Annotated in this window: 20 protein-coding genes; 14 read left to right on the top strand and 6 right to left on the bottom strand. The window is 65.1% G+C overall.

The features are described from left to right. The first annotated feature begins 5 nt into the window (after positions 1-5). Together ispG and EDF58_RS25810 are read left to right on the top strand one after the other, a co-directional pair. Positions 6-1,133, top strand: a complete 1,128-nt coding sequence (ispG, locus tag EDF58_RS08555) for a flavodoxin-dependent (E)-4-hydroxy-3-methylbut-2-enyl-diphosphate synthase (RefSeq protein WP_132264510.1) — start codon at positions 6-8, stop codon at positions 1,131-1,133. Next, positions 1,130-1,942, top strand: coding sequence for a hypothetical protein (locus tag EDF58_RS25810; RefSeq protein WP_165921360.1), 813 nt, complete (start codon positions 1,130-1,132; stop codon positions 1,940-1,942). The genes ispG and EDF58_RS25810 overlap by 4 nt, the downstream gene beginning before the upstream one ends. Positions 1,943-2,229: 287 nt before the next feature. On the opposite strand, the gene EDF58_RS25815 is transcribed toward EDF58_RS25810, so the two are convergent. The 3 genes from EDF58_RS25815 to rpoB form a co-directional block, all read right to left on the bottom strand. After that, a complete protein-coding gene (locus EDF58_RS25815) occupies positions 2,230-2,403 on the bottom strand; it encodes a hypothetical protein (protein ID WP_165921361.1) in 174 nt (57 codons plus the stop codon). A 147-nt stretch (positions 2,404-2,550) separates the two neighbouring features. After that, positions 2,551-6,870, bottom strand: coding sequence for a DNA-directed RNA polymerase subunit beta' (gene rpoC, locus EDF58_RS08565; protein ID WP_132264512.1), 4,320 nt, complete (start codon positions 6,868-6,870; stop codon positions 2,551-2,553). 77 nt (positions 6,871-6,947) lie between these two features. Beyond that, positions 6,948-11,102: a DNA-directed RNA polymerase subunit beta gene (gene rpoB, locus EDF58_RS08570; protein ID WP_132264514.1), complete on the bottom strand. Its 4,155-nt coding sequence runs from the start codon at positions 11,100-11,102 to the stop codon at positions 6,948-6,950. 542 nt (positions 11,103-11,644) lie between these two features. On the opposite strand from rpoB, the gene EDF58_RS08575 reads away from it, so the two are divergent. The 8 genes from EDF58_RS08575 to EDF58_RS08610 all read left to right on the top strand — a co-directional run bounded on the left by EDF58_RS08575 (position 11,645) and on the right by EDF58_RS08610 (position 17,290). Next, complete coding sequence (locus EDF58_RS08575; protein WP_132264516.1) at positions 11,645-12,724, top strand: hypothetical protein; 1,080 nt, start codon at positions 11,645-11,647, stop codon at positions 12,722-12,724. Between the two features lie 318 nt (positions 12,725-13,042). Continuing rightward, positions 13,043-13,240 carry a hypothetical protein gene (locus tag EDF58_RS08580; RefSeq protein ID WP_132264518.1) on the top strand — a complete coding sequence of 66 codons (198 nt, stop codon included), beginning with the start codon at positions 13,043-13,045 and terminating at the stop codon, positions 13,238-13,240. Between the two features lie 24 nt (positions 13,241-13,264). After that, the gene (locus EDF58_RS08585) at positions 13,265-13,813 is read left to right on the top strand and encodes a DUF2975 domain-containing protein (RefSeq protein WP_243654138.1); all 549 of its coding nucleotides are present in this window, start codon (positions 13,265-13,267) and stop codon (positions 13,811-13,813) included. Beyond that, positions 13,813-14,055: a helix-turn-helix transcriptional regulator gene (locus tag EDF58_RS08590; protein WP_132264519.1), complete on the top strand. Its 243-nt coding sequence runs from the start codon at positions 13,813-13,815 to the stop codon at positions 14,053-14,055. Before EDF58_RS08585 ends, EDF58_RS08590 begins: the two co-directional genes overlap by 1 nt. 338 nt (positions 14,056-14,393) lie before the next feature. Further along, positions 14,394-14,906: a 50S ribosomal protein L10 gene (gene rplJ, locus EDF58_RS08595; RefSeq protein ID WP_132264521.1), complete on the top strand. Its 513-nt coding sequence runs from the start codon at positions 14,394-14,396 to the stop codon at positions 14,904-14,906. A gap of 123 nt (positions 14,907-15,029) precedes the next feature. After that, on the top strand, positions 15,030-15,404 hold the full coding sequence (rplL, locus tag EDF58_RS08600; RefSeq protein WP_132264523.1) for a 50S ribosomal protein L7/L12: 375 nt from the start codon (positions 15,030-15,032) through the stop codon (positions 15,402-15,404). A 177-nt stretch (positions 15,405-15,581) separates the two neighbouring features. Then, complete coding sequence (locus EDF58_RS08605; RefSeq protein WP_132264524.1) at positions 15,582-16,550, top strand: bifunctional helix-turn-helix transcriptional regulator/GNAT family N-acetyltransferase; 969 nt, start codon at positions 15,582-15,584, stop codon at positions 16,548-16,550. Positions 16,551-16,648: 98 nt separating this feature from the next. Further along, entirely contained in the window at positions 16,649-17,290 is a 642-nt protein-coding gene (locus tag EDF58_RS08610; protein ID WP_132264526.1) for a hypothetical protein, read from the top strand. Positions 17,291-17,420: 130 nt separating this feature from the next. On the opposite strand, the gene EDF58_RS26305 is transcribed toward EDF58_RS08610, so the two are convergent. Together EDF58_RS26305 and EDF58_RS08620 are read right to left on the bottom strand one after the other, a co-directional pair. Continuing rightward, positions 17,421-18,389, bottom strand: coding sequence for an intradiol ring-cleavage dioxygenase (locus EDF58_RS26305; RefSeq protein WP_132264528.1), 969 nt, complete (start codon positions 18,387-18,389; stop codon positions 17,421-17,423). 117 nt (positions 18,390-18,506) lie between these two features. Further along, entirely contained in the window at positions 18,507-18,956 is a 450-nt protein-coding gene (locus EDF58_RS08620; protein WP_132264530.1) for a c-type cytochrome, read from the bottom strand. Positions 18,957-19,154: 198 nt separating this feature from the next. On the opposite strand from EDF58_RS08620, the gene EDF58_RS08625 reads away from it, so the two are divergent. From EDF58_RS08625 to EDF58_RS08640, 4 genes are all read left to right on the top strand, one after another. Next, the gene (locus EDF58_RS08625) at positions 19,155-20,483 is read left to right on the top strand and encodes an MATE family efflux transporter (protein WP_243654139.1); all 1,329 of its coding nucleotides are present in this window, start codon (positions 19,155-19,157) and stop codon (positions 20,481-20,483) included. A 164-nt stretch (positions 20,484-20,647) separates the two neighbouring features. Further along, positions 20,648-20,935 carry a co-chaperone GroES gene (gene groES / locus EDF58_RS08630; protein ID WP_086492655.1) on the top strand — a complete coding sequence of 96 codons (288 nt, stop codon included), beginning with the start codon at positions 20,648-20,650 and terminating at the stop codon, positions 20,933-20,935. Between the two features lie 47 nt (positions 20,936-20,982). Beyond that, positions 20,983-22,626, top strand: coding sequence for a chaperonin GroEL (groL, locus tag EDF58_RS08635; protein WP_132264534.1), 1,644 nt, complete (start codon positions 20,983-20,985; stop codon positions 22,624-22,626). A 290-nt stretch (positions 22,627-22,916) separates the two neighbouring features. Next, complete coding sequence (locus tag EDF58_RS08640) at positions 22,917-24,023, top strand: serine hydrolase (RefSeq protein ID WP_132264535.1); 1,107 nt, start codon at positions 22,917-22,919, stop codon at positions 24,021-24,023. Between the two features lie 112 nt (positions 24,024-24,135). Here the strand turns inward: EDF58_RS08640 and EDF58_RS08645 are convergent, their stop codons facing one another. Beyond that, the gene (locus EDF58_RS08645) at positions 24,136-24,471 is read right to left on the bottom strand and encodes a hypothetical protein (protein WP_132264537.1); all 336 of its coding nucleotides are present in this window, start codon (positions 24,469-24,471) and stop codon (positions 24,136-24,138) included. Positions 24,472-24,576 lie beyond the last annotated feature (105 nt).

Genomic DNA, 24,576 nt, shown 5'->3' on the forward strand with positions numbered 1-24,576 from the left:
GGCGCATGTCTTCCGTACGTCCCTGGCGCGATATCGAGCGCCGCAAGAGCCGCCAGATCATGGTCGGTAATGTTCCCGTCGGCGGCGATGCCCCGATCACGGTGCAGACCATGACCAACACTCTGACTTCCGACGCCAAGGCGACGATCGACCAGATCCGTCGCTGCGAGGAAGCCGGGGCGGACCTCATCCGCGTTTCCTGTCCCGACGTGGAGAGCACGGCGGCAATGAAGGAAATCGTGCGCGCCGCGAACGTCCCGCTGATCGCGGACATCCATTTCCACTACAAGCGTGCGCTTGAGGCCGCCGACGCCGGCGCTGCCTGCCTGCGTATCAATCCCGGCAATATCGGCTCTGACGACCGCGTGGCCGAAGTCGTGCGCGCGGCAAAGGCCAACGGCTGCGCGATCCGCATCGGCGTGAACGCGGGCAGCCTCGAAAAGGACTTATTGGAAAAGTACGGGGAACCTTGCCCCGAAGCGCTCGTCGAATCCGCGCTCGACCATATCAAGCTGCTCCAGGACCACGATTTCCACGAATACAAGGTGGCGGTGAAGGCCAGCGACGTGTTCCTGGCCGTCGCCGCCTACCAGGGCCTTGCAGACGCGGTGGACTGCCCGCTGCACCTGGGCATCACCGAAGCGGGCGGCCTCATCGGCGGCACCGTGAAATCCTCGATCGGCATGGGCATGCTGCTCTGGTCAGGCATTGGCGACACCTTGCGCGTCTCGCTTTCGGCCGAGCCGGAAGAGGAAGTGCGCGTGGGCTTCGAGATGCTCAAGGCACTCGGCCTGCGCACGCGCGGCGTTCGCGTGGTGTCCTGCCCGTCCTGCGCCCGCCAGGGCTTCGACGTGATCCGCACGGTGGAAGCGCTGGAGGACCGGCTGCAGCACATCAAGACGCCGCTCTCGCTCTCGGTGCTCGGCTGCGTGGTCAATGGCCCCGGTGAAGCGCGCGAAACCGATATCGGCCTCACCGGCGGCGGCAATGGCAAGCACATGGTCTACTTGTCCGGCGTGACCGACCACGTCGTGCAGTCCGAAGACATGCTGGACCACATCGTCAAGCTGGTCGAAGCCAAGGCGGCCGAAATCGAAGCCGCGAACGAGGCGCAGGCGCAAGCCGCGGAATGAATCCGGGCAGAGCGCCGAAGGCGAAAGCCCTGCGCGCGTCCGCGCGGAGGGCGGCGCACGCGCCTGCGGCGATGGAAGCGGGGGTGGGGGCGCCGATGGAGCGGCTCCGCGCGGAGGCCCGCGGCTTCTTCGCCTCGCTGCGAGACAGCCTTGTCTTGTGGAAACTGGCGCCGGTAATCCCCGCGCTCGCCGCCATTCCGGAATTCGCCCAGCATGTCGTCGAGATCCGCCTCGGCATGTTCGCCAGCCGCGATGCCTTCGCCGCCCTGGGCTCGGACCCGGCGCGACTCTCGCTGGGTCCGGTCAAAGTCGCGGGACTGGTTTTCGCGATGCTGCTGGCGGCGCGCTTCTGGGCCAACCGAGAGGCGGGCCTGCGCAGCCTGAGCCTGGCGGGGATCGGCTGGAAGCAGGTCCTGACCGGATTTCTGGTCCAGGTTGTCTTCACGCTACCGGGCCTGATCGACTTCCGGATGCCTGCGGCGGCCTTCGCCATCTCGATCCTCGCGACGATCGCCAGCATGCCCGGCCTCGTCCTCATGGTCGGCGGATTGCTGGGCGACCGCGAGGCCGGGCTGGCCGATGCCTATCGGCGCGGCTGGGGCAAGGCGCTGCGGATGCTGATCTACATCGCCCCCGCGCTGGCCGTCCTGCAGCCGCTGCACCGCTGGGACCATATGGTTGTCCTGGGACAGCCCCAGGGGCTCGTCTGGGCGCTGATGGCCTGGGATGCCCTCGTCGTCGGAGTCATGGCGGCAGTGGCCGGTACGGGCCTGCACCGGGGCTATACCTTCTGGCAGAGAGCGGGCTGACAAGCCGAGTCCGGGCTTTGGCCAATCCAGCATGATTCGCGTGGCGGCTTCCGAATGAGGTCAGTCACGAGGCCATAGGGGCGCAGTTGAGAGCCCGCGGCTAAAGGCGGCCGTTGGCAGCGATCGTTGCTGTGCCCTGCGCACGGTGGCAACCCCTGACGATCCGGAAAACGGGATGGATCAGAAACGAGAGCCGTGGATCCGGCGTAATCGGATCGAGAGCGGCTCTACCTCTCCGCGATCGGACGTCGGCGTCCCCTGAAATGCCTATCCAGCAGGAATGGGCGTCAGGCGAAGGCGCTGAATCCCGCAAGGCTGGACCAGACTGCGAGCGCAGCCATGGCGATGACCGAAGCCATCGCGGCAGGTACGATCTTGGACTCAGGGTTGCCCATCCGGAACCAGCCTTGCGAGAGAGCGGGGGTGCGGTCGCTATGCCCGTAAAGGCGCCCGCGAGCCATGTCGCCCGTCGAGCGCGGTAAGCCGCCTATCGAAGTCGCCTCCTGGCCGCACCGTCCTGCGCAGACCCGTCACGCCCAAAGCAAAAGGCCCCGCCGGATCGCTCCGGCGGGGCCTTCATTCTGCCTGTCAGGCGGTAGCGGGGAGACTTACGCCTCGTCGCCACCTTCCGGCTGTTCGCCTTCCGACTGGTCGTCGCCCTTGATCAGGTAATCGCCGGCATCGGCGTCCAGACCATGGGTTTCACCCTCGACCGCGGCAAGCGGATCGTTGCCGATCGCGGCTTCCGGGCCCTGGGCCAGTTCGGCTGCATGCTCTTCTTCCGCCGTGTTGGCGGCGATCAGAGATTCCTGCAGGCGGCGGTAGGACGCGCGCAGGGCGGCATCGCGGCTGGTGGCCGCCACGCGGACGCGGTTCATGCCGGCACCGGTACCCGCCGGGATGAGGCGGCCGACGATGACGTTTTCCTTGAGGCCGATGAGCGAGTCCTTCTTGCCCTCGACAGCCGCCTGCGTGAGCACGCGGGTGGTCTCCTGGAACGACGCCGCCGAGATGAACGAGCGGGTCTGCAGCGAGGCCTTGGTGATGCCGAGCAGCACCGGCTTGCCTTCCGCGGGCATCTTGCCCTCGGGAAGCTTGCTGTTGATCTCGAACATTTCCTCGTAGTCGACCTGTTCGCCCGGCAGCAGGGTGGTATCGCCACCGGCCGTGATCTCAACCTTCTGCAGCATCTGACGAACGATCGTCTCGATGTGCTTGTCGTTGATCTTCACGCCCTGCAAGCGGTAGACTTCCTGGATTTCCGCCACGAGGTATTCCGCAAGTGCCTCGACGCCGAGAACTTCCAGAATGTCGTGCGGATCGGGCGAGCCCGAAATCAGGTTGTCGCCCTTCTTGACGAAGTCGCCTTCCTGCACGTCGATCACGCGGCTCTTCGGGATCAGGTACTCAACCGGATCACCCTCTTCCGGGATGATCGCGATCTTGCGCTTGGCCTTGTAGTCACGCACGAACTCGATGCGGCCGGAGACCTTGGCGATGATCGAGTTGTCCTTCGGCTTGCGGGCCTCGAACAGTTCGGCAACGCGCGGCAGACCGCCGGTGATGTCGCGGGTCTTGGCGGCTTCGCGCGAGGCACGGGCGATGATGTCGCCGGCCTCGACGGTCTGGCCGTCTTCCACCGAGAGGGTCGTGCCCGGCGCCATCATGTAGCGCGCGGATTCGCCGGACGCGTCGTCGAGAAGGGTGATGCGCGGACGCAGGTCCTCCTTCTTCTTCGCGGTGCGCGACGAACGGTCTTCCGTCACGACGCGGCTGGTCATGCCGGTCGCATCGTCGACATGCTCGGTCAGCGTGCGGGTGTCGATCAGGTCCTGATACTTCACCGTACCCGAGGTTTCGGTGATGATCGGGAGCGAGAACGGATCCCACTCGGCCAGGCGTTCGCCTTCCTTCACCTTCGCGCCATTGGTGTGGAGCAGCACGGTGCCGTAAGGCACGCGGTGCATGGCGCGCTCGCGGCCTTCGGTGTCCATCACGACGATTTCGCCGTTACGGGCCAGCGAGAGGCGACGGCCGCGCTTGTCCACGATCGTCGGGATGTCGCGATATTCGACCGAACCTTCGCAGATCGATTCCAGGTGGCTGGTTTCGTTCAGCTGGGCGGCGCCGCCGATGTGGAAGGTACGCATGGTGAGCTGCGTGCCCGGTTCACCGATCGACTGTGCGGCGATGACGCCGACAGCTTCACCGATGTTGACCGGCGTACCGCGTGCGAGGTCACGGCCGTAGCACTTGCCGCAAACGCCCTGCTGGGCTTCGCAGACCAGCGGTGAACGGATGCGGGCAGCCTGCAGGCCGGTCGCCTCGATCGCAGCCACGGCGGCTTCGTCCAGGAGCTGGCCCTTGGCGGCGATGACGTTGCCTTCCTTGTCGGCAATGTCCTCGGCCAGGGTACGACCCAGGATACGCTCGGCGAGCGAGGCGATGGTGGAACCGCCCTGCACGATCGAACGCATTTCCAGCGCGCGCTCGGTACCGCAATCCTCGATCACGACGACGCAGTCCTGCGACACGTCGACCAGACGGCGGGTCAGGTAACCCGAGTTCGCCGTCTTGAGCGCCGTATCCGCCAGGCCCTTACGAGCACCGTGGGTCGAGTTGAAGTATTCAAGAACGGTCAGACCTTCCTTGAAGTTCGAGATGATCGGCGTTTCGATGATCTCGCCCGACGGCTTGGCCATGAGGCCGCGCATACCGCCAAGCTGCTTCATCTGCGCCGGGCTACCACGCGCACCGGAGTGGCTCATCATGTAGATCGAGTTGATCTGGGCCATGCGGCCCGTCTCGGGATCGACCGGCTGAGCCTTCAGCTCTTCCATCATGGCGTTCGCCACCTGGTCGCCGCAACGGCTCCAGGCGTCGATCACCTTGTTGTACTTTTCCTGCTGGGTGATCAGGCCGTCCTGGTACTGCTGCTCGTAGTCGGCAACCAGTTCCTTGGTTTCGCCGACCAGGGCTTCCTTCGAGTCCGGGATGATCATGTCATCCTTGCCGAAGGAGATGCCCGCCTTGAACGCGTTGCGGAAGCCGAGCGACATGATCGCGTCGGCGAACAGCACCGTGTCCTTCTGGCCGGTGTGGCGGTAGACCTGGTCGATGACGTCGCCGATTTCCTTCTTGGTGAGAAGGCGGTTGACGACGTCGAAGGGCACGGTGTGCGACTTCGGCAGGCATTCACCCAGCAGCATGCGGCCCGGAGTGGTCTCGAAGCGCTTCATGTACTGCTCGCCGTTCTCGTCGGTCTGCGGCACGCGGGCCTCGATCTTCGAGTGCAGCGTCACGGCACCGACGTGAAGCGCCTGGTGCACTTCCGCCATGTCCGCGAACTTCATGCCTTCGCCCGGCTCGCCGATGCGGTCCATCGACAGGTAGTACAGGCCGAGAACCATGTCCTGCGAAGGCACGATGATCGGCTTGCCGTTTGCCGGCGAGAGGATGTTGTTGGTCGACATCATCAGCACGCGCGCTTCCAGCTGGGCTTCCAGCGAGAGCGGCACGTGGACGGCCATCTGGTCACCGTCGAAGTCGGCGTTGAACGCCGAGCAGACGAGCGGGTGCAGCTGGATCGCCTTGCCTTCGATCAGGACCGGCTCGAACGCCTGGATGCCCAGACGGTGAAGCGTCGGCGCGCGGTTCAGCATGACCGGGTGCTCGCGAATGACTTCGTCGAGGATGTCCCAGACTTCCTTGCGCTCCTTCTCGACCCACTTCTTGGCCTGCTTCAGGGTCATGGAAAGACCCTTGGCGTCCAGACGGGCGTAGATGAACGGCTTGAACAGCTCGAGCGCCATCTTCTTCGGCAGGCCGCACTGGTGCAGCTTGAGTTCCGGTCCGGTCACGATGACCGAACGGCCCGAATAGTCGACGCGCTTGCCGAGCAGGTTCTGACGGAAGCGGCCCTGCTTGCCCTTGAGCATGTCGGACAGCGACTTCAGCGGACGCTTGTTGGCGCCGGTGATGACGCGGCCGCGGCGGCCGTTGTCGAACAGGGCGTCGACCGCTTCCTGCAGCATGCGCTTTTCGTTGCGGACGATGATGTCCGGCGCACGCAGCTCGATCAGGCGCTTCAGGCGGTTGTTGCGGTTGATGACGCGGCGATAGAGGTCGTTGAGGTCCGAGGTCGCGAAGCGGCCACCGTCCAGCGGCACCAGCGGGCGCAGTTCGGGCGGAATGACCGGCACGACGTCGAGAATCATCCACTCGGGGCGGTTGCCCGAATCGATGAACGATTCCACGACCTTGAGGCGCTTGATGATCTTCTTGGGCTTGAGTTCCGACTTGGTCGTCTCAAGTTCCTGGAGAAGGTCCGCACGCTCCTGCTGGAGGTCGAGGTTGATGAGCATGTGCTTCACCGCCTCGGCACCGATGCCGGCGGAGAACGAATCCTCGCCGTACTCGTCCTGGGCGTCGAGCATCTCGTCTTCGGTGAGGAGCTGGTACTTCTCGAGCGGGGTCAGGCCCGGCTCGATCACGATGTAGCTTTCGAAGTAGAGAACGCGCTCAAGCTGCTTGAGCTGCATGTCGAGCAGCAGGCCGATGCGCGAAGGCAGCGACTTCAGGAACCAGATGTGCGCGACCGGTGCGGCCAGCTCGATGTGGCCCATGCGCTCGCGGCGCACCTTGGTGACGGTGACTTCGACGCCGCACTTTTCGCAGACGACGCCCTTGTACTTCATGCGCTTGTACTTGCCGCAAAGGCATTCGTAGTCCTTCACGGGACCGAAGATGCGGGCGCAGAAAAGGCCGTCACGCTCAGGCTTGAACGTACGGTAGTTGATGGTTTCCGGCTTCTTGATCTCGCCGAAGGACCAGGAGCGGATGCGCTCGGGCGAGGCCAGACCGATCTGGATCTGATCGAAGGTCTCGGGCTTCGCCATCTGGTTGGTGAACTTGGTCAGGTCGTTCATGTTTCAGTCCCTCTGGGGGTGAATTCTCGAGGCGGAAGGAAGGGAAGGCGGGGCCGTGCGGGCCCCGCCCGATCCCGTTATTCCGCCGCCAGGGCCACGCCGTCGTCGTCCTCGTTGTCGTCATGGCTGGTAAGCTCGACGTTGAGGCCCAGCGAGCGCATTTCCTTGACGAGCACGTTGAAGCTCTCGGGGATGCCGGCCTCGAAGGTATCGTCGCCCTTGACGATCGCTTCGTAGACCTTGGTGCGGCCGACCACGTCGTCCGATTTCACCGTCAGCATTTCCTGGAGCGTGTAAGCCGCGCCGTAGGCCTGGAGAGCCCAGACCTCCATTTCACCGAAGCGCTGGCCACCGAACTGCGCCTTACCGCCCAGCGGCTGCTGGGTGACGAGCGAGTAGGGGCCGATCGAACGCGCGTGGATCTTGTCGTCGACAAGGTGGTGCAGCTTGAGCACGTACTTGCAGCCGACGGTCACCTTGCGGTCGAAACGATCGCCGGTGCGGCCGTCGTAAAGGTCCACCTGGCCCGACTCGTCGAGACCGGCGAGGCGGAGCATGTCGGTGACGTCCTTCTCGACGGCGCCGTCGAACACCGGCGAACCCATCGGCACGCCCTTGCGGACGGACTGAGCGAATTCGACGATCTGCTCGTCACTGCGCGCCTCGATCTCGGCGGTGTAGTTGGAGCCGTAGACTTCCTTGAGCAGTTCGCGGACCGCTTCCGGCGGTTCGCCGGCCACGGGATCCGGGTTGGCTGCGCGCCAGTCGTCCAGAGCTGCGCCGATACGCGCGCCCAGGCCGCGAGCGGCCCAGCCGAGGTGCGTTTCGAAGATCTGACCGACGTTCATGCGCGAAGGCACGCCCAGCGGGTTCAGCACGAAGTCGACGGGGGTACCGTCCTCGAGGAAGGGCATGTCTTCCAGCGGCAGGATGCGGCTGATGATACCCTTGTTGCCGTGACGGCCGGCCATCTTGTCGCCCGGCTGAAGCTTGCGCTTCACGGCCACGAAGACCTTGACCATCTTGAGCACGCCGGGCGCGAGTTCGTCACCGCGTTCCAGCTTCTCCTTGCGGTCCTCGAACTTCTCCTGGATCGCCTTGACGGTGAGGTCGTACTGGGTCTTCACCGCTTCGAGCTGCGACTGCATGTGGTCGTCCGCAACGGCGAACTTCCACCACTCGTGACGCTCGACCTCGTCCAGCACCTCGTCGGTGATGTCCACGCCCTTCTTGATGCCCTTGGGCGCCGAAGCGGCGACCTGGCCGAGAAGCATGTCCTTCAGACGGTTGTAGGTGGCACGGTTGAGGATGGCGCGTTCGTCCTCGCGGTCCTTGGCGAGGCGTTCGATTTCCTCGTTCTGGATCGCGCGGGTACGGTCGTCGACCTCGATGCCGTGGCGGTTGAACACGCGCACGTCGACGATGGTGCCCGAAACGCCCGGCGGCAGACGCAGCGAGGTATCGCGGACGTCCGAAGCCTTTTCGCCGAAGATGGCGCGGAGGAGCTTTTCTTCCGGCGTCATCGGGCTTTCGCCCTTCGGCGTGATCTTGCCGACCAGGATGTCACCCGGGTGCACTTCGGCGCCGATGTAGACGATGCCCGCTTCGTCGAGGTTGCGCAGGGCTTCCTCGCCGACGTTCGGGATGTCGCGCGTGATGTCTTCAGGACCCAGCTTGGTGTCGCGGGCCATCACTTCGAACTCGTCGATGTGGATCGAGGTGAAGACGTCTTCCTTCACGATCCGCTCGGAGATCAGGATGGAGTCTTCGTAGTTGTAGCCGTTCCAGGGCATGAACGCGACGAGCACGTTGCGGCCCAGGGCCAGTTCGCCCAGCTCGGTCGAAGGACCGTCGGCGATGGTGTCGCCAGCCTGGATCACTTCGCCCACCTTCACCAGCGGACGCTGGTTGATGCAGGTCGACTGGTTCGAACGCTCGAACTTCTGCAGACGGTAGATGTCGACGCCGGACTTGCCGGGTTCGATATCGCCCGAGGCGCGGATGACGATACGCGTTGCGTCGACCTGGTCGACGATGCCGGCGCGCAGCGCCGAGATCGCGGCGCCGGAGTCACGCGCAACGGTTTCTTCCATGCCGGTGCCGACGAACGGAGCGTCCGCCTTCACGAGCGGCACGGCCTGACGCTGCATGTTCGAGCCCATGAGCGCGCGGTTGGCGTCGTCGTTTTCCAGGAACGGAATGAGCGAGGCGGCCACCGAGACGAGCTGCTTGGGCGAAACGTCCATCAGCGTGATCTGGTCGCGCGGGCTCATCACGAATTCGCCGTTCTGGCGAGCCGAGACGAGTTCCTCGACGAACGAACCGTCGGTGTTCAGCTCAGCCGACGCCTGCGCGACGGTGTGCTTCTGCTCTTCCATGGCGGAAAGATAGACGACGTCCTTCGAAACATGACCGTCGACGACGCGGCGGTAGGGGGTTTCGATGAAGCCGTACTTGTTGACGCGCGCGAAAGTCGACAGCGAGTTGATCAGACCGATGTTCGGGCCTTCCGGCGTTTCAATCGGGCAGATACGACCATAGTGCGTCGGGTGAACGTCGCGGACTTCGAAGCCGGCGCGCTCACGGGTGAGACCACCCGGGCCCAAGGCCGAAACGCGGCGCTTGTGAGTGACTTCCGACAGCGGGTTGGTCTGGTCCATGAACTGCGAGAGCTGCGAGGAACCGAAGAACTCGCGAACGGCGGCCACGGCAGGCTTGGCGTTGATGAGGTCGTTCGGCATGACCGTCGACACGTCCACCGACGACATGCGCTCCTTCACGGCGCGCTCCATGCGGAGCAGGCCGACGCGGTACTGGTTCTCGAGCAGCTCGCCCACCGAACGCACGCGGCGGTTGCCGAGGTTGTCGATGTCGTCGATCTCGCCCTTGCCGTCCTTCAGGCCGACCAGTTCCTTGACCACGGCAAGGATGTCCTCGACGCGCAGCGTGGTGACGGTGTCCTCGGCATCGAGGCCCAGGCGCATGTTCATCTTCACGCGGCCGACGGCCGAGAGGTCGTAGCGATCGGCGTCGAAGAACAGGCCGGCGAAGAGGGCTTCGGCGGTTTCCTTCGTCGGCGGTTCGCCCGGACGCATGACCTTGTAGATCGCTTCCAGACCCATGTCGCGGTTCTCGGCCTTGTCGGCCTTGAGCGTGTTGCGGATCCAGGGACCGGTGTTCACGTCGTCGATGTCGAGCAGGTCGATCTGGTCGATGCCGGCCTGGTCAAGCGCCTCGAGGTTCTCGGGCGAAACTTCGTCGCCGGCTTCGATGTAGATGCGGCCGGTCGACTCGTTGATGAGATCCTTGGCCGAATAGCGGCCGAAGATTTCCTCGGTCGGGATCAGCAGCTCTTCAAGACCGTCCTTCTGTGCCTTGTTGGCGGCACGGGGGCTGATCTTGGTGCCGGCCGGGAACACGACTTCGCCCGACTTGGCGTCGACGATGTCGAAGGCGGGCTTGGCGCCGCGCCAGGCTTCCGACTGATAGGGCAGCTGCCAGCCGCCCGAACCGCGCTTCCAGGTGACCGTCTCGTAGAAGTAGTCGAGGATCGCTTCGTTATCGAGGCCGAGGCCGAACAGCAGCGAGGTCACCGGCAGCTTGCGCTTGCGGTCGATACGGACGTTGACGATGTCCTTGGCGTCGAACTCGAAGTCCAGCCAGGAACCGCGGTAGGGGATCACGCGGGCCGCGAAGAGGAACTTGCCCGAGGAGTGGGTCTTGCCGCGGTCGTGGTCGAACAGGACGCCCGGCGAACGGTGCATCTGCGAGACGATCACGCGCTCGGTGCCGTTGATGAAGAAGGTGCCGTTCTCGGTCATGAGCGGCATGTCGCCCATGTAGACGTCCTGCTCCTTGATATCGAGGACCGAGCGGGTCTCGGTCTCGGCATCGACTTCGAACACGATGAGGCGCAGCGTGACCTTCATCGGGGCCGCATAAGTGATGCCGCGCTGGCGGCACTCGGTCACGTCGTACTTCGGCTCTTCCAGCTCGTAGTGCACGAAGTCGAGTTCGCTGGTGCCGGCGAAGTCGCGGATCGGGAAGACCGAACGCAGGGTCTTTTCCAGGCCCGAGACGTAGCCCGTCGCAGGGTTCGAGCGCAGGAACTGCTCGTAGCTCTCGCGCTGGACTTCGATCAGGTTGGGCATCTGGACGACTTCGTGGATGTCGCCGAAGATCTTGCGGATCCGCTTCTTTGCAGAGCGGACGCTTGCGGGCTTGGTGGCCATGAGCTGGTCTTTGCCTCTTCGCTTCAAAGGACCGATTCGCGTGAATCGGGCCGGAAAAATTCGTCGTCGCGAGTGACGTTATCCCTGCGTGGGCAGGGCATCCGAAACGCCAAAAGGCCGCCCGGCACGCGCGGAAAACCTGGAGTTTTACCGATGCGGCCAGCAGCCTTCTGCGTCAGATGAAACCCGTATCGCTTCCTTCCCGGGCCTGTCCCCGCGCATGGACAAGCCTTGCTCGAAGCGATCGAGCGAGGGCGTCATATAGAAGTGGAGGGGCCTGGTGTCAAACCGTCTGGCGATGGCGCGCAGAAAGATTCGCGAAAGCGGAGGGCGCGCGTCAATCCAGAAGCGATAGTATCGTCAATTTTCGCGTGAACGCCAAATTAACATCCGGCGGCGTCAATTTAATAGAGCGCGGCAGAGTCGAACGGATATGTGTATAAATGCGTAGATGTGTGCATTTCGTCCGGCTTTTCATTTCCTTTCGTCTCTTGGCAAGTCATTTCGGCGTAACTTCATCGTCTCCCATGCATTGAGCTTGCATGGAAAAAGATCCCGCCCCCCGCTCGTATGGCGCGGTAACGGCGATTGCCGCCGTTTTCGTGCTTTCTGCAACCTCGGCTCTGGCCCCCGCTCAGGCCCAGGACATGACGTCCGGTACCACCTTGCCGACCCAGCCGGGCTCGGCGCCGGTTCCAAGCACGGTCGTGGTGCCTGCTCTGCCCAGCGCGGTGCCGCCGGCGCCCGCTCCGGTGGCGCCCCAGGTCGTGCTGCCCGATTTCAGTCCAGCACCGGCCGTGGCTGCGCCGGAAGCGGCCACCCCTGGAGCGGCCTCGAGTGCAAGCAATGCGGCGCCGCTGCCCGCAGCGCCTGCCGAGGCGGCCAGCAGTACCGCTCCGTCGCGCGCTATCGCTCGCTCGGCTCCCGAACCGACCCGCGTGCCCACGGCGGCCGATGCCGGCGCCGCGCGTGACGGGGCGCTCGCCCGCGGCGATGCTCCGCCGCCCGTCGCTGCGACGCCGCGTGCTGCATCGTCTGCTAGCCCATCCGCAGCCGCGCTGGCTGCGCCCGCTGCCAGCGCGCCAGCCGGCAATGGACCGGCTCGGAACGAGGGTCTGCCGGTCGAGGGTGTCCTCGGCCTGCTGGCGGCCCTCGGTGTGGCCGGCGCGGGTATCGCGGCGATGATGATGCGCCGCCGCAAGCCCGAACCGGAGGCCGATTCCTATTCCGAGCCCTGGGCAGCGACCTCCGTCGACGACAGGGCCTATGTGCAGCCGCTGGAACCCGCCGCGGAGGCGCGCCCTGCCGAGGCCGCCGTGCCGATCGCGACCGCGGCCGTGATCCCGCCGCCAACAGGTCCTTCGGCCGATGCGATGGCGGAAGGTCCCGTGCCCTTGCAGCAGGATCGCCGGGCCTTGCTCGAAGCCATGGTCGATGCGCCGCCTGACGCCGCCAATCCCTTCACCTCGCGCAAGGCCCGCATGCGCCGCGCGCGCCTGATCCTGCAACGCCGCGAGCATGCGCAGACCGAGGGCAAGCCCTTCGACTGGCGCACTTACAAGCCAACGACCACGCCCGCCGCGCCGGCAATTGCCGGGCGCAAGGAGCCGGTCGAGGTCTGACGCCGCGCTGCCGTAACCCCTACGCGGCAAGCCGGCGTGTGCGGGGCGGTTCCTCAGGGAGCCGCCCCGCTTTTCGTTGTCTGCGCGATTCGCAGGTCCGGACCTGACAGACCTGGCACGGCCCTCGCTTCCCGCGCGGCCATGGAACCGGGTGTGGGGGCACTCGGGAACTGGATCCAGAGTGGCGGATTCTCGTGCATTTTCGACGGTGCTTCTCGAAAAGCAACGAGCCTCATATTGTTTTTCAATATTATTGTTTGACGATATGCCGAATTGAGTTTATTGAATTTCGATATCAGGCATATCGGAGAACGAACAATGATCTTCTCGACTACCCAGGTCGCCAGCCGACCTTTCGCCATTGTCCTTTCCCTGGCTTTCGTTGCCGGCTTCTGGCTGCCGACGATATCCGCGCCCGCGCTTGCGGCCGATACGGTGGTCCATGAAACGGCCGCCCGCGACGGCGCCGTCACGCGCATCGTCATCGCCGCGCCCGTCGCGCCGGCCTTGATGTAAGCCGAACAGAAAAGGGGCAGGACGATGACTTCCACCATGCACGCGCTCACCCGCGATCCGCTGCTCGCCATTGCCAAGGGCATGCTCTGGTTCCTGATGGGCGCGATGGCCCTCGCCATCGGCGCCTGCCTCGTTGCGATCCCGGCGATGCTGGCGTTCCAGAACGAGATCTCGGCGGAAATGGCCAAGGAAATGCCGCTGCTGCTGCCGCAGTTCTATTGGGTGGTCAGCGGGATCCTGGTCCTCGCGGCGGTCCTCTGCGGGGTGCTGTTCCGGATATTCCAGCTGCTGAAGCGCATCGTCGGCACCGTGGGCGACGGCGACCCCTTCGTCCCCGAGAACGCCCGGCGGCTGACGCAGATGGCGTGGCTCAGCCTTGTCGTGCAGCTTCTCGGCCTGCCGCTCTCGGCGCTGGGCGCGCTGATCAACAAGATCGGCAAGGGCGAGACTCATCTGGATTCGATCGGCGGCATCTCGGGCAATGGCCTGCTGCTCATGCTGATCCTGTTCATCCTGGCGCGGGTCTTCCGCAAGGGCGCCGAGATGCGCGCCGAACTGGAAGGGACCGTCTGATGGGCGAAGACAGCACAGAAGGAGGCAATATCGTGGTGAAGCTCGACGATCTGCTCCATGCCCGCCGCATGACGCTGACCGAACTGGCGGAGCGCATCGGCATCACCCTGGCCAATCTCTCGATCCTCAAGACCGGCAAGGCCAAGGCCATCCGCTTCTCCACGCTGGAAGCGATCTGCCGGGAACTGGATTGCCAGCCCGGAGACCTGCTGGGCTACGATGCCGCCGGCGAGACCATCTGAGATCGATTGACTCGCGAAACTTGACTCGGGCCGCGCTTTCAGCCAAAGGCGCGGCCGAACCACATGGGTCCCGGCCCATGGTTCATCCGTCCGAGACAGTTGGTGCCCTCGATTTGCGTTGATCGTGATGGGGGGCTTAATTTCCAGCCTAGACGGGGAACAGGAAAATTTCCGGCCCGGCATTCCTTCGCGGAATGTGGTGCCAGGTTCGTGTTTCGGCACGAAAAACTCCTTCCCCATCGCCAACGGACTCGCCCGAAGTGCATTTGCGCTTCGGACAAACGTAGCCGGCCGTGCGGGATGCAAGTCCCAAGCGGTCACATGTGAAGGAGTAAGGCATGGATCGTTTGCAGAAAGCCGATTCGGTCGCCCAGCTCAACGCAGTCTTCAACGAGGTCGGCGTGGTGGTCATCACCCGTAACCTCGGCATGTCGGTGGCCCAGTCCACCGCCCTGCGCGGCAAGATTCGTGATGCCGGTGCTACCTATAAGGTTGCAAAGAACAGTCTTGCCAAGCTTGCCATCGCAGACACCGACTATGTCGGTATCGGCGACTTCCTCAGCGGCCCGACGGCCATCGCCACCTCGGTGGACCCCGTCGCAGCAGCCAAGGCCGTCGTCGACTTCGCCAAGACGACCGACAAGATCGAGATCGTCGGCGGCGCGATGGGTTCGCAGGTTCTGAACGCCGATGGTGTCAAGGCTCTCGCCTCGATGCCCTCGCTCGACGAACTGCGCGCCAAGCTCATCGGCCTCGTTCAGGCTCCGGCGACCAAGATCGCACAGCTTCAGACCGCTCCGGCGGCCAAGCTGGCGCGCGTCTTCGCTGCCTACGCCGACAAGGCTGCTTGAGCTCAGGCCTGAGGCGGTCTCTCGCAGATCGCCAAAGGGCAAGCCTAAGCAATTCTATTCGTTTCGATTTATCCCGGTGGACCGCATCCAGCACCCCGGGACCACAGATCAGGAGTTATTATCATGGCCGATATCGCCAAGCTTGTTGAAGAACTGTCGCAGCTGACCGTCCTCGAGGCCGCTGACCTCGCCAAGGCCCTTGAAGAAGCATGGGGCGTTTCCGCCGCTGCCGCTGTTGCCGTGGCTGCTGCCCCGGCCGGCGACGCTGGCGCCGCTGTCGAAGAGAAGACCGAATTCGACGTCATCCTCACCGGCGACGGTGGCAAGAAGATCCAGGTCATCAAGGAAGTCCGCGCCATCACCGGTCTGGGCCTCGCTGAAGCCAAGGCTCTCGTCGAAGGCGCTCCCAAGGCTGTCAAGGAAGGCGTCAACAAGACCGAAGCCGAAGACATCAAGAAGAAGATCGAAGAAGCCGGCGGCACCGTCGAGCTCAAGTAATCCGCTGCGGGTTTCGGCCCGCAAGGATTCTCCCGGATTCGCTCCGGGATCGATCTCTCGGTTCTTCCGAGCAGACAGGGAAGGGCGGCTCTCCGGAGCCGCCCTTTCTTTTTGCCCGCTTGACGGTCCGGGCTTATCTCCATAACGCGATATATAACGTGATATGGAGTTGAATGCATGACCGATGTGATCGCCCGTCTCGGCGGTGTCTATCTCGGCAGCCGCCTCAAGCGCCTGGCCGAGCGGCTCCAGGGCGATGCCGCGCAGATCATCCAGGCGGCGGGGATTCCCGCGCAGCCGGGCCAGATGCCGCTGCTGACCGCGCTTGACGATGGCGCCAGGACGATCGGCCAGCTTGCCGAGGCCGTGGGCTCCAGCCAGCCCGGCGTCACGCGCGCGATCGGCCAGCTCGCCGCACAGGGACTGGTTCAGACAGCCCAGGGCAGCGACCTTCGCCAGCGGCACGTATCGCTCACCCCGGCCGGCGAAACGGCGATGGCGCGGACGCGCATGCATGTCTGGCCCGGCATCGGGCTGGCCGTGGACGAGATGTGCGGCGGCGACACCGCGGCCTTGCTGGCGCTTCTGGAGCGGGTCGAGAACGCGCTGGACGAATCCTCGATGGTGGCGCGCTACGATCGGCTGAAGCCGCCCGTCCTGCGCATTCGCGAATTCGAGGATGGCCTTGCCCAGGATTTCCACGACATCAATGCGGAGTGGATCGCGGCGATGTTCCGCCTCGAACCCACCGATCGCGAGGTTCTGGAAAACCCGCGCCAGCGGATCGTCGATCCGGGCGGGGCGATCCTGTTCGTGGAGGCGGAAGGGCTGGGGATCGTCGGCACTTGCGCGTTGCAGAAGACGGGCGAGCGGTCGTTCGAACTCACGAAAATGGGGGTGCGGGCTTCTGCACGCGGGTTGAAGGCCGGGGAATTCCTGCTCGATGCCATGATTGCGCGGGCAGGGGAGATGGGGGCCGATCCGCTCTATCTCCTGACCAACAGGCACTGCGAGGCGGCGATCCATCTCTACGAAAAGCTGGGTTTCCGCCACGATGCCGGGATCATGGCGCAGTACGGCGCGCGCTACGAGCGATGCGACGTAGCCATGCTCCACAGGCGACGAGCTGAGCCTGCGCGGGCCTGAAGCGAAGGGGCGCCGTCATCCGGCGTTCAGCTTGGCGAGCGCAGCTTTCGCCTCCGGAAGGGCTGCACCGACGGCTCGCTTTCAGGAGTTGTTTGCCCATGCGAATGCCTTCGAGGCCATATCTTTTCGGCGCTGCCGCGCTGGCCCTGCTGGGCGCGGGCGTGGCCGAAGCAGCCACGGCCAGGCTGCACACGATGAACGTCGCTGCGCCGGACGGTTCGCAGATTCAGGTTCGCTACTTCGGCGATACCGCGCCGCAAGTGGAAGTCGTGCCCGTGGAGGCCGCCGCCGAGGTCGGTGATGCCGGTGATGCCAGCGATGCCAGTGACGGTGGGGTCATGGCCGATCCCTTCATGGCAATGGCGCGGATCTCGGCAGCGATGGATGCGCGCATGGATGCGATGATGCAGCAGGCGGCGCTCGTCCAGCGGCATGCCGCGCAGATGCAGCAGCAGGCGGTGGCCGGCGGCCATGCGCAGGGTGCACCCGGCGTGATCCTGGCCGGAGACATGCCGGCCGGCTCGCATGTGACGTATTATTCCTCGTCCACCGACGCGCGAGGCTGCACACGCTCGGTCTCCTACAGCTCCGACGGCTCCGGCGCGGCGCCGAAGATGACGCAAGCCGCTTCGGACGGCTGCGATGCCGCCGGGGCCACGACCCGTGCCATCCCGGCCGCCCTCCCCGCCCGGATCGAGCCCACTGCCGAGCAGCAGGTCCCGCCCGGCCGCAAGGTCTGATTCCCTTTCCCGGTCCTGGCTCCGGCCGCACCTTCGGCCTCACCCCCCGCAAGGACCGGTGGAAAGAAGGGCGCCGCGCGTACCCGCGGCGCCCTTCATTTCGCAACCCAAGTCAGCCGGCCAGGCCAAGTCAGCCGGCCAGGCCGATGACGGCGCTCCCCTGGAAACCGCCCGCCGCAGAGCCGCCGACCTCCAGTGTCATCACCTTGATCCGCTCGGCGCCATTGTCGCCGAAAACCATGTCGCGCGCGATGTCGCGGGACTGCGCCCAGGTTCGCGCCGAGCGCGCGTAGACCGAGGACGTGTAGGCCGCGTCGCAGGTCTCGGCGGGGACGGCGAGCTGCGAGGTCAGGCGCGCGAATTTCCCCGCCGTCGCGATCGGCAGGCTGGTGAAGGCTTCGAAGTGGATATGGGGATAGCGCCCCATGTAGCACCCCGGCACGATCGTGCGGAACCGGACGAGGCCGTTGTCGTCAGTGACCTGCAATCCGCGCAGCCAGCTGCGATCCGGCTGATCGTAGAGCGAATACTGGCCGTTCGGATCGCAGTGCCAGAGATAGATGGCATGGCCCGGAAGTGGCATGCAGCCGGTGTTGACGTCGACGAGGCGCAGCGAGAGGTCCAGCGGGATGCCGGGCGCCGCGTTGCCGCCGCCGATGTCGCTGCGAATGTCCTGGCGTTGCAGGCCCGAGCGGCCGAGCACGTTGGCCACCTGTCCGCGCGCCGTGTTGGACCCATCCGCAGGATAGGGGCCCTCGGTCTCACGCGCGAAGGCCACGCAGCGCGTGCCGTTGGATGCGGTGCCGGTGACGACCGGGCCGTTGTCGATCTGCGGCGGCGGTCCTCCCGGGCCATGATCGCCGAAGCCGCCGGGCGGGGGACCGCGCCTGCCGCCGGGCGGTGGGCCGCGCATGCCGTCAGCTGGCGGGCCGGCCCAGCCGCCGGACGGCGGCCCGCTCCGGCCCGCAGGCGCAGCGCAGCCGGCTAGCGCGGCGAGTCCGCCGATCGCGCCCAGCGAAAGCATTCGCCGCCGGCCGAGATTCATCTGTTCGATCCGCGTCAGGTCCGCCGCGAGGCCTTCCCGTTCCTGTCTGTCCATCCGTTCTTCTTCTGCTGGAAGCCATGTCGCACCATGGCAGGCCCTAGCAGCGTGAAGCGGCGGATCGCGGTCGTAAATTGTCGCCGATGGTAACCCGGCCGGGGCCGGGCGACGGTCTCACTTCAGGGATTCGAGGTAGTCGATCACGTCCTGGCGCTTCTTCGGATCGGGCACGCCGATCACCATCTTCGTGCCGGGCACCATCTTCATCGGACCCTGGAGCCAGGTGTCGAGCGACTGCCGGTCCCAGGTCACGCCCGAACCCTTGAGCGCGGGGCTGAAGTTGTAGCCGGGTACATCGCCGGCCTTGGTACCGACAATCCCGAACAGCGAGGGGCCGACGCCGTTGCGGCCCGGTTCCACCGCGTGGCAAGAACGGCAGACGGCAAAGGCCGCCGGCGCATCGGCGGCAGCCTGGGCACTGCCGGGGGCGGGGCTGGCGGACGTTCCGGCATCCGCGGAAGTCTGCGCGGTTTCGGACTTATCCTGACCCGATCCGCCGCAAGCGGTGAGGACGAGCAGGGGGGCGATCAGGGAAGCAACAGTAGTAAGGCGTGCAGGCGTCATGGTTCCTCCGGCGCTGCGGTGGTGCCTATTCGACCGGGCGTGGGATGGAAAGCCATGATGCAGCGCAAATCGGCCTTTGAAGCCGCAGGAAATCGGCAGGAATTTCCTTTCGCTTGTCGGTCCGCTCCCGTATCGCCCTGACCGATAATGGCTTCGCACCTTCTACCTTCGACTTTTCGCGCCGAATTGGGCGCCACCATGCGTCTTGCCGGGCCGCTGGCGCTCGCCAACCTGCTGCAGATGGCGGTCTTCGCGACCGACGTGATTTTCGTGGCGCGCCTGGGGCAGCAGGCCCTGGCGGCCTCAAGCCTGGCGATCGCGATCGTCGCGCTGATGATGATGGGCATCAATGGCGTGACCGGCGCGGTTGCCCCGCTGATCGCTGCTGAAATCGGCCGCCGCCGCAATTCCGTGCGCGAAGTGCGCCGCTCGACGCGCATGGCGCTGTGGGTGGCGGTCCTGTTCAGCCTCGGCGCCATCGCGCTGTCGCAATTGGGCAACCTGCTGATGGAAGCCACCGGGCAGGATCCCGAGGTTTCCGTGACGGCGTCGGCCTTCCTCAGGCTGGTGAGCATCGCCGTGCTGCCGATGACCATCGCCAACGTGCTGCGCACCTTCGTTTCCGCGCTGGGCCGGCCGTTCTTCGCCACGGTGATCACGGCGCTGGCGATCGGCGTCAATGCCACCGGCAACTACGTGCTGGTCTTCGGACACTTCGGCTTTCCGGCGCTCGGCCTCATGGGTTCCGCGCTGGCCAGCATCACCACGGCCTGCGTGATGGTGCTGGCCTATATCGTGGCCATCCGCAGCGACCGCCGCCTGCGCCGCTATCATGTGCTTGGGCGCATCTGGCGGACCGAATGGCAGCGCCTGCGCCAGATCCTCTCGCTCGGCCTGCCGATCGCGGCGACGCTCATTGCGGAGGGCGGACTGTTCAGCGGCGCCGCGTTCCTGATGGGGCGCATCGGCGAAGCGCAGCTTGCCGCCCATACCGTCGCCCTCCAGATCGCGGCTTTCGCCTTCCAGGTGCCGTTCGGCGTGGGTCAGGCCGCGACGATCCGGGTCGGCTATCACTACGGCGCGGGCAACCGCATCGGCGTGGGCCTGGCAGGCTGGGCTGCGATCACCGTGGCGATGATCTTCATGGTCCTCTCGGCATCGACCATGCTGCTGGCGCCGCGGTTCATCCTTTCCGCCTATGTCGACGTGGAGGCGCCGCAGAACGCCGTGCTCGTGGGTTTTGCGCTGCATTTCCTGTTCGTGGCGGCGATATTCCAGCTGACCGACGGGCTCCAGGCGGTGGCGGCCGGCGCTCTGCGCGGCATCCAGGACACCCGCGTGCCGATGGCCATCGCGCTGTTCGGATACTGGGTCACGGGCTTCGCCACCTCGGCCCTGCTCGGCCTGTTCACCCCGCTGGAAGGCGTGGGCGTGTGGATCGGCCTGGCCGTTGGGCTGACCGTGGCGGCGGTGCTGCTGCTGGCGCGCTGGCACTGGCGCGAAGAGTTCCACCTCGACCGGGTGTAACCGTCTCGTCTCATCCCGCGCCCATACCGGGTGAGAAATTTTTGGAAGCGATGCGCTTGACGTCGCCTCGGGCCAGAACCATATCCACGGCCGTTGGCACTCTACAACCATGAGTGCCAATTCCAGTTTCTTGCCCTTTAGTTCGTAGGATTAGGGAGATCCCCATGACTTTCCGCCCGCTGCACGACCGTGTTCTCGTGCGCCGCGTCGAGGCCGAAGAAAAGACGGCCGGTGGCATCATCATCCCCGACAGCGCCAAGGAAAAGCCGGCTGAAGGCGAAATCGTCGCCGTCGGCACCGGCGCCCGCGCCGAAAACGGCACCATCACTCCGCTCGACGTCAAGGTCGGCGACCGCGTGCTGTTCGGCAAGTGGTCCGGCACCGAAGTCAAGGTTGGCGGCGAAGACCTGCTGATCATGAAGGAATCGGATATCCTCGGCGTTATCGGCTGAGAATCGACGATTTCCGCATTTTCCAGATTTTCTAAAAGGAATTCAAAATGGCAGCCAAGGACGTAAAGTTCGGCCGCGACGCGCGTGAACGCATTCTCGCCGGCGTCGACACCCTCGCCAACGCCGTCAAGGTGACCCTGGGCCCCAAGGGCCGCAACGTCGTGATCGAGAAGAGCTTCGGCGCTCCCCGCATCACCAAGGACGGTGTCTCGGTCGCCAAGGAAATCGAACTCAAGGACAAGTTCGAGAACATGGGCGCGCAGATGCTGCGCGAAGTGGCCTCGAAGGCCAACGACAAGGCCGGTGACGGCACCACCACCGCGACCGTCCTCGCCCAGGCGATCGTTCGCGAAGGCATGAAGTCGGTTGCCGCCGGCATCAACCCGATGGACCTCAAGCGCGGTATCGACCTCGCCGTCCACAAGGTCGTCGAAAACCTCAAGACCCGCTCGACCCCGGTCGCCGGTTCGGCCGAAATCGCCCAGGTCGGCATCATCTCCGCCAACGGCGACGTCGAAGTCGGCGAGAAGATCGCCGAAGCGATGGAGAAGGTCGGCAAGGAAGGCGTGATCACCGTTGAAGAGGCCAAGGGTCTCGAATTCGAACTCGATGTCGTCGAAGGCATGCAGTTCGACCGCGGCTACCTCTCGCCCTACTTCGTCACCAACCCCGACAAGATGACGGTCGAGCTCGAAAACCCCTACATCCTCATCCACGAAAAGAAGCTTTCGTCGCTCCAGGCGCTGCTTCCGATCCTGGAAGCCGTGGTGCAGTCGGGTCGTCCGCTCCTCATCATCGCCGAAGACATCGAGGGTGAGGCTCTTGCCACGCTCGTCGTCAACAAGCTGCGTGGCGGCCTGAAGATCGCGGCCGTCAAGGCTCCGGGCTTCGGCGATCGTCGCAAGGCCATGCTGGGCGACATCGCCACGCTGACCGCCGGCGAGATGATCTCGGAAGACCTCGGCATCAAGCTTGAGAGCGTCACGCTCGGCATGCTTGGCGAAGCCAAGAAGGTCACCATCGACAAGGACAACACCGTCATTGTCGACGGCGCCGGTTCGCATGACGAAATCAAGGGCCGCGTCGAGCAGATCCGTTCGCAGATCGAAGTCACGACTTCGGACTACGACCGTGAAAAGCTGCAGGAACGCCTGGCCAAGCTGGCCGGCGGCGTTGCCGTGATCAAGGTCGGCGGTGCCACCGAAGTCGAAGTGAAGGAACGCAAGGACCGCGTCGACGACGCTCTCCACGCGACCCGCGCTGCGGTTGAAGAAGGCATCGTCCCCGGCGGCGGTACCGCGCTGCTCTACGCGATCCGCGCTCTCGACGGCCTGGCCGGCGCGAACGAAGACCAGACCCGCGGCGTGGACATCGTCCGCAAGGCGATCTCGGCTCCGGTGAAGCAGATCGCCGAGAACGCCGGCAGCGACGGCGCCGTCGTTGCAGGCAAGCTGCTCGACCAGACCGACGAGAACATCGGCTTCAACGCCGCGACCGACGTCTACGAGAACCTCAAGGCTGCCGGCGTGATCGACCCGACCAAGGTCGTCCGCACCGCGCTGCAGGATGCGGCTTCGGTCGCCGGCCTGCTGATCACCACCGAAGCGGCGATCAGCGACAAGCCGGAAGACAAGGCCTCCATGCCGGCAATGCCCGACATGGGCGGCATGGGCGGCATGGGCGGCTTCTAAGCCACTCCCGTCACCGACGCGAATTGGGGCCGGAAGGAGCAATCCTTCCGGCCCTTTTTCTTGGCCGGGTAAACGGCAACGACATTCGCTTACTCCTCTCCAAAGGATGGGAGCGGTTTTCAGCCAGCCAGTGTTACTTTCGCTCAACGGATTCGTTCATCTGGGCGAAAGGATTGTACGATTCCGAGCAATTGCCCGCATGGAACATGCAGTTCGTCGCGCCGGGCTGGCGCTTTATCTCGTTACCGTTAACTCTGTAGGAACATGTACAAGTACAGGGTGGGATCTGCATGATCGGGGCAGAGAAACTCGTTGCGCAGTGCCGCAAGGGCACGGGGCGCTTCCTTCAGATTGCGGGCTTGGTCGCCGCGGGCCTTTCGCTGGGCAGCTTGTCGCTGGCACCGGCGCAGGCGCAAGTCCGGACGCAGTTCCGCGCCCATTCGGGTGCCGTCAATGCGTCGGGTTCCAGCTATCAGGCCGGGGCCATCGGCGATGTGCAGGATTCGTTCGATTCGGTGTTCGGCACCGAGGAACGGGCGCCGCGCACCTATTCCAGCGATTTCGGTAAGCAGCTCGCTTCGGTGGCGAACGCCTCGCAGGGCCGCATCGGCGTCGCGGCGGTGGACCTGTCCACCGGTCGCATGGTCGACGTGCTGGGCAACCAGCGCTTTCCCATGGCCAGCACCAGCAAGATCGCCATTGCCGCGACATTCCTGGAAGGCGTGGACAAGGGCAAATGGACGCTCTCCAGCGAGTTCCCGCTGATGGTTCCCGTGCCCTCCGCGCCGTTCTCCAGCGCCGTCGCGCCGGTGCGGGCCGGCACTTACATGAGCGCTCGCCAGCTGATCGAGCTGATGATCACCCGCTCGAACAACTACGCCACGGACGCCTTGCTCAAGGTGGTGGGCGGGCCATCGGCCGTGAACGCCTGGGTCCGCCGGACCGGCATCGATGAGTGGCATATCGACCGCGACATCGCCACCCTGGTCCGCGACGATGGCGCCATCGATCCCGCCAAGGTCGTCGACAAGCGCGACAGCGCGACGCCGATCGCGGTGGTCGAACTGCTCTCGGGCATCTACCAAGGCAAGTGGATGAGCAAGCAGGGCCGCGACGTCCTGCTCGGCGCCATGAGCCGCACCGTCACCGGCAAGCGGCGCATTCGCGCGGGGCTTCCCGCCGAAGTGTCGGTTTCGCACAAGACCGGATCGCTCAACAACACCTCCAGCGACATCGGCATCATCGAGACGCCGGATGGCCGGGCCTATGCCGTGGCGATATATGTCACCGGACAGGGCACGCGCCCGAACCGCGAGGCGCGTATCGCCAGCATCGCCCGCGCCATCTACGAGGGCTACCTGGCGGAAGGCTCTTCCTACCGCACCGCCGTGCGCTGAGCCTCCGCACGGCCCCGGCCGCGCAGAAGGCCACGAAAAAGGCGCTTCGGACCGGGTCCGAAGCGCCTTTTTCGTAATCGCAACCGGGCGGCGGGCGCCCGGTCCGCGAGGATCAGTGCTGATCGGCGGTGTCGTGCGGGGTGCTTTCCGCATCGGTGACGTCGGCGGCGGCCTTCTCGGCATCGGCGGCGATGTCGTCAGTGGTCTTTTCGGCCTTCTTGGCAGCGTCGGCAGCGGCATCCTTCACGCCGTCGGCAGCGTCGCCCGCAGCGTCCGAAGCCTTGGCGCCGAGATCGGTCATGGCATCGCCCACGTCATCGGCAGCGTCCGACACGTCGCTGGCAGCCGAAGTGGCGGTGTCCGATGCGGCGTCCTGCGTCTTCTCGGAGCAGGCGGCGAGCGACAGGGCCGCGACGGCGGCAGTGGCGGCGATAACGATCTTGCGCATGTTCTCGGTATTCCCTCGTTTGCTGAAAGCGTTTGCTGAAAAGACAAACCCAGTGAGCCCATCCGCGCGGATGCGGGCGGCTTCCCCCCGTGGAAGGAGAAACTA

The sequence above is a fragment of the Novosphingobium sp. PhB57 genome (genome assembly GCF_004342985.1).
Taxonomy (GTDB): Bacteria; Pseudomonadota; Alphaproteobacteria; order Sphingomonadales; family Sphingomonadaceae; genus Novosphingobium.

Bases quoted from the DNA above. Each gene is read 5' to 3' on its own strand.
- EDF58_RS08610 (WP_132264526.1), top strand. From the start codon at position 16,649: ATGCGAATGCCTTCGAGGCCATATCTTTTCGGCGCTGCCGCGCTGGCC.
- EDF58_RS08625 (WP_243654139.1), top strand. From the start codon at position 19,155: ATGCGTCTTGCCGGGCCGCTGGCGCTCGCCAACCTGCTGCAGATGGCG.
- EDF58_RS25810 (WP_165921360.1), top strand. From the start codon at position 1,130: ATGAATCCGGGCAGAGCGCCGAAGGCGAAAGCCCTGCGCGCGTCCGCG.
- EDF58_RS08585 (WP_243654138.1), top strand. From the start codon at position 13,265: ATGACTTCCACCATGCACGCGCTCACCCGCGATCCGCTGCTCGCCATT.
- EDF58_RS08605 (WP_132264524.1), top strand. From the start codon at position 15,582: ATGACCGATGTGATCGCCCGTCTCGGCGGTGTCTATCTCGGCAGCCGC.
- EDF58_RS25815 (WP_165921361.1), bottom strand. From the start codon at position 2,403: ATGGCTCGCGGGCGCCTTTACGGGCATAGCGACCGCACCCCCGCTCTC.
- ispG (WP_132264510.1), top strand. From the start codon at position 6: ATGTCTTCCGTACGTCCCTGGCGCGATATCGAGCGCCGCAAGAGCCGC.
- rplJ (WP_132264521.1), top strand. From the start codon at position 14,394: ATGGATCGTTTGCAGAAAGCCGATTCGGTCGCCCAGCTCAACGCAGTC.
- EDF58_RS08640 (WP_132264535.1), top strand. From the start codon at position 22,917: ATGATCGGGGCAGAGAAACTCGTTGCGCAGTGCCGCAAGGGCACGGGG.
- EDF58_RS08580 (WP_132264518.1), top strand. From the start codon at position 13,043: ATGATCTTCTCGACTACCCAGGTCGCCAGCCGACCTTTCGCCATTGTC.
- groES (WP_086492655.1), top strand. From the start codon at position 20,648: ATGACTTTCCGCCCGCTGCACGACCGTGTTCTCGTGCGCCGCGTCGAG.
- rpoC (WP_132264512.1), bottom strand. From the start codon at position 6,870: ATGAACGACCTGACCAAGTTCACCAACCAGATGGCGAAGCCCGAGACC.
- EDF58_RS26305 (WP_132264528.1), bottom strand. From the start codon at position 18,389: ATGGACAGACAGGAACGGGAAGGCCTCGCGGCGGACCTGACGCGGATC.
- rplL (WP_132264523.1), top strand. From the start codon at position 15,030: ATGGCCGATATCGCCAAGCTTGTTGAAGAACTGTCGCAGCTGACCGTC.
- EDF58_RS08575 (WP_132264516.1), top strand. From the start codon at position 11,645: ATGGAAAAAGATCCCGCCCCCCGCTCGTATGGCGCGGTAACGGCGATT.
- groL (WP_132264534.1), top strand. From the start codon at position 20,983: ATGGCAGCCAAGGACGTAAAGTTCGGCCGCGACGCGCGTGAACGCATT.
- EDF58_RS08645 (WP_132264537.1), bottom strand. From the start codon at position 24,471: ATGCGCAAGATCGTTATCGCCGCCACTGCCGCCGTCGCGGCCCTGTCG.
- EDF58_RS08620 (WP_132264530.1), bottom strand. From the start codon at position 18,956: ATGACGCCTGCACGCCTTACTACTGTTGCTTCCCTGATCGCCCCCCTG.
- rpoB (WP_132264514.1), bottom strand. From the start codon at position 11,102: ATGGCCACCAAGCCCGCAAGCGTCCGCTCTGCAAAGAAGCGGATCCGC.
- EDF58_RS08590 (WP_132264519.1), top strand. From the start codon at position 13,813: ATGGGCGAAGACAGCACAGAAGGAGGCAATATCGTGGTGAAGCTCGAC.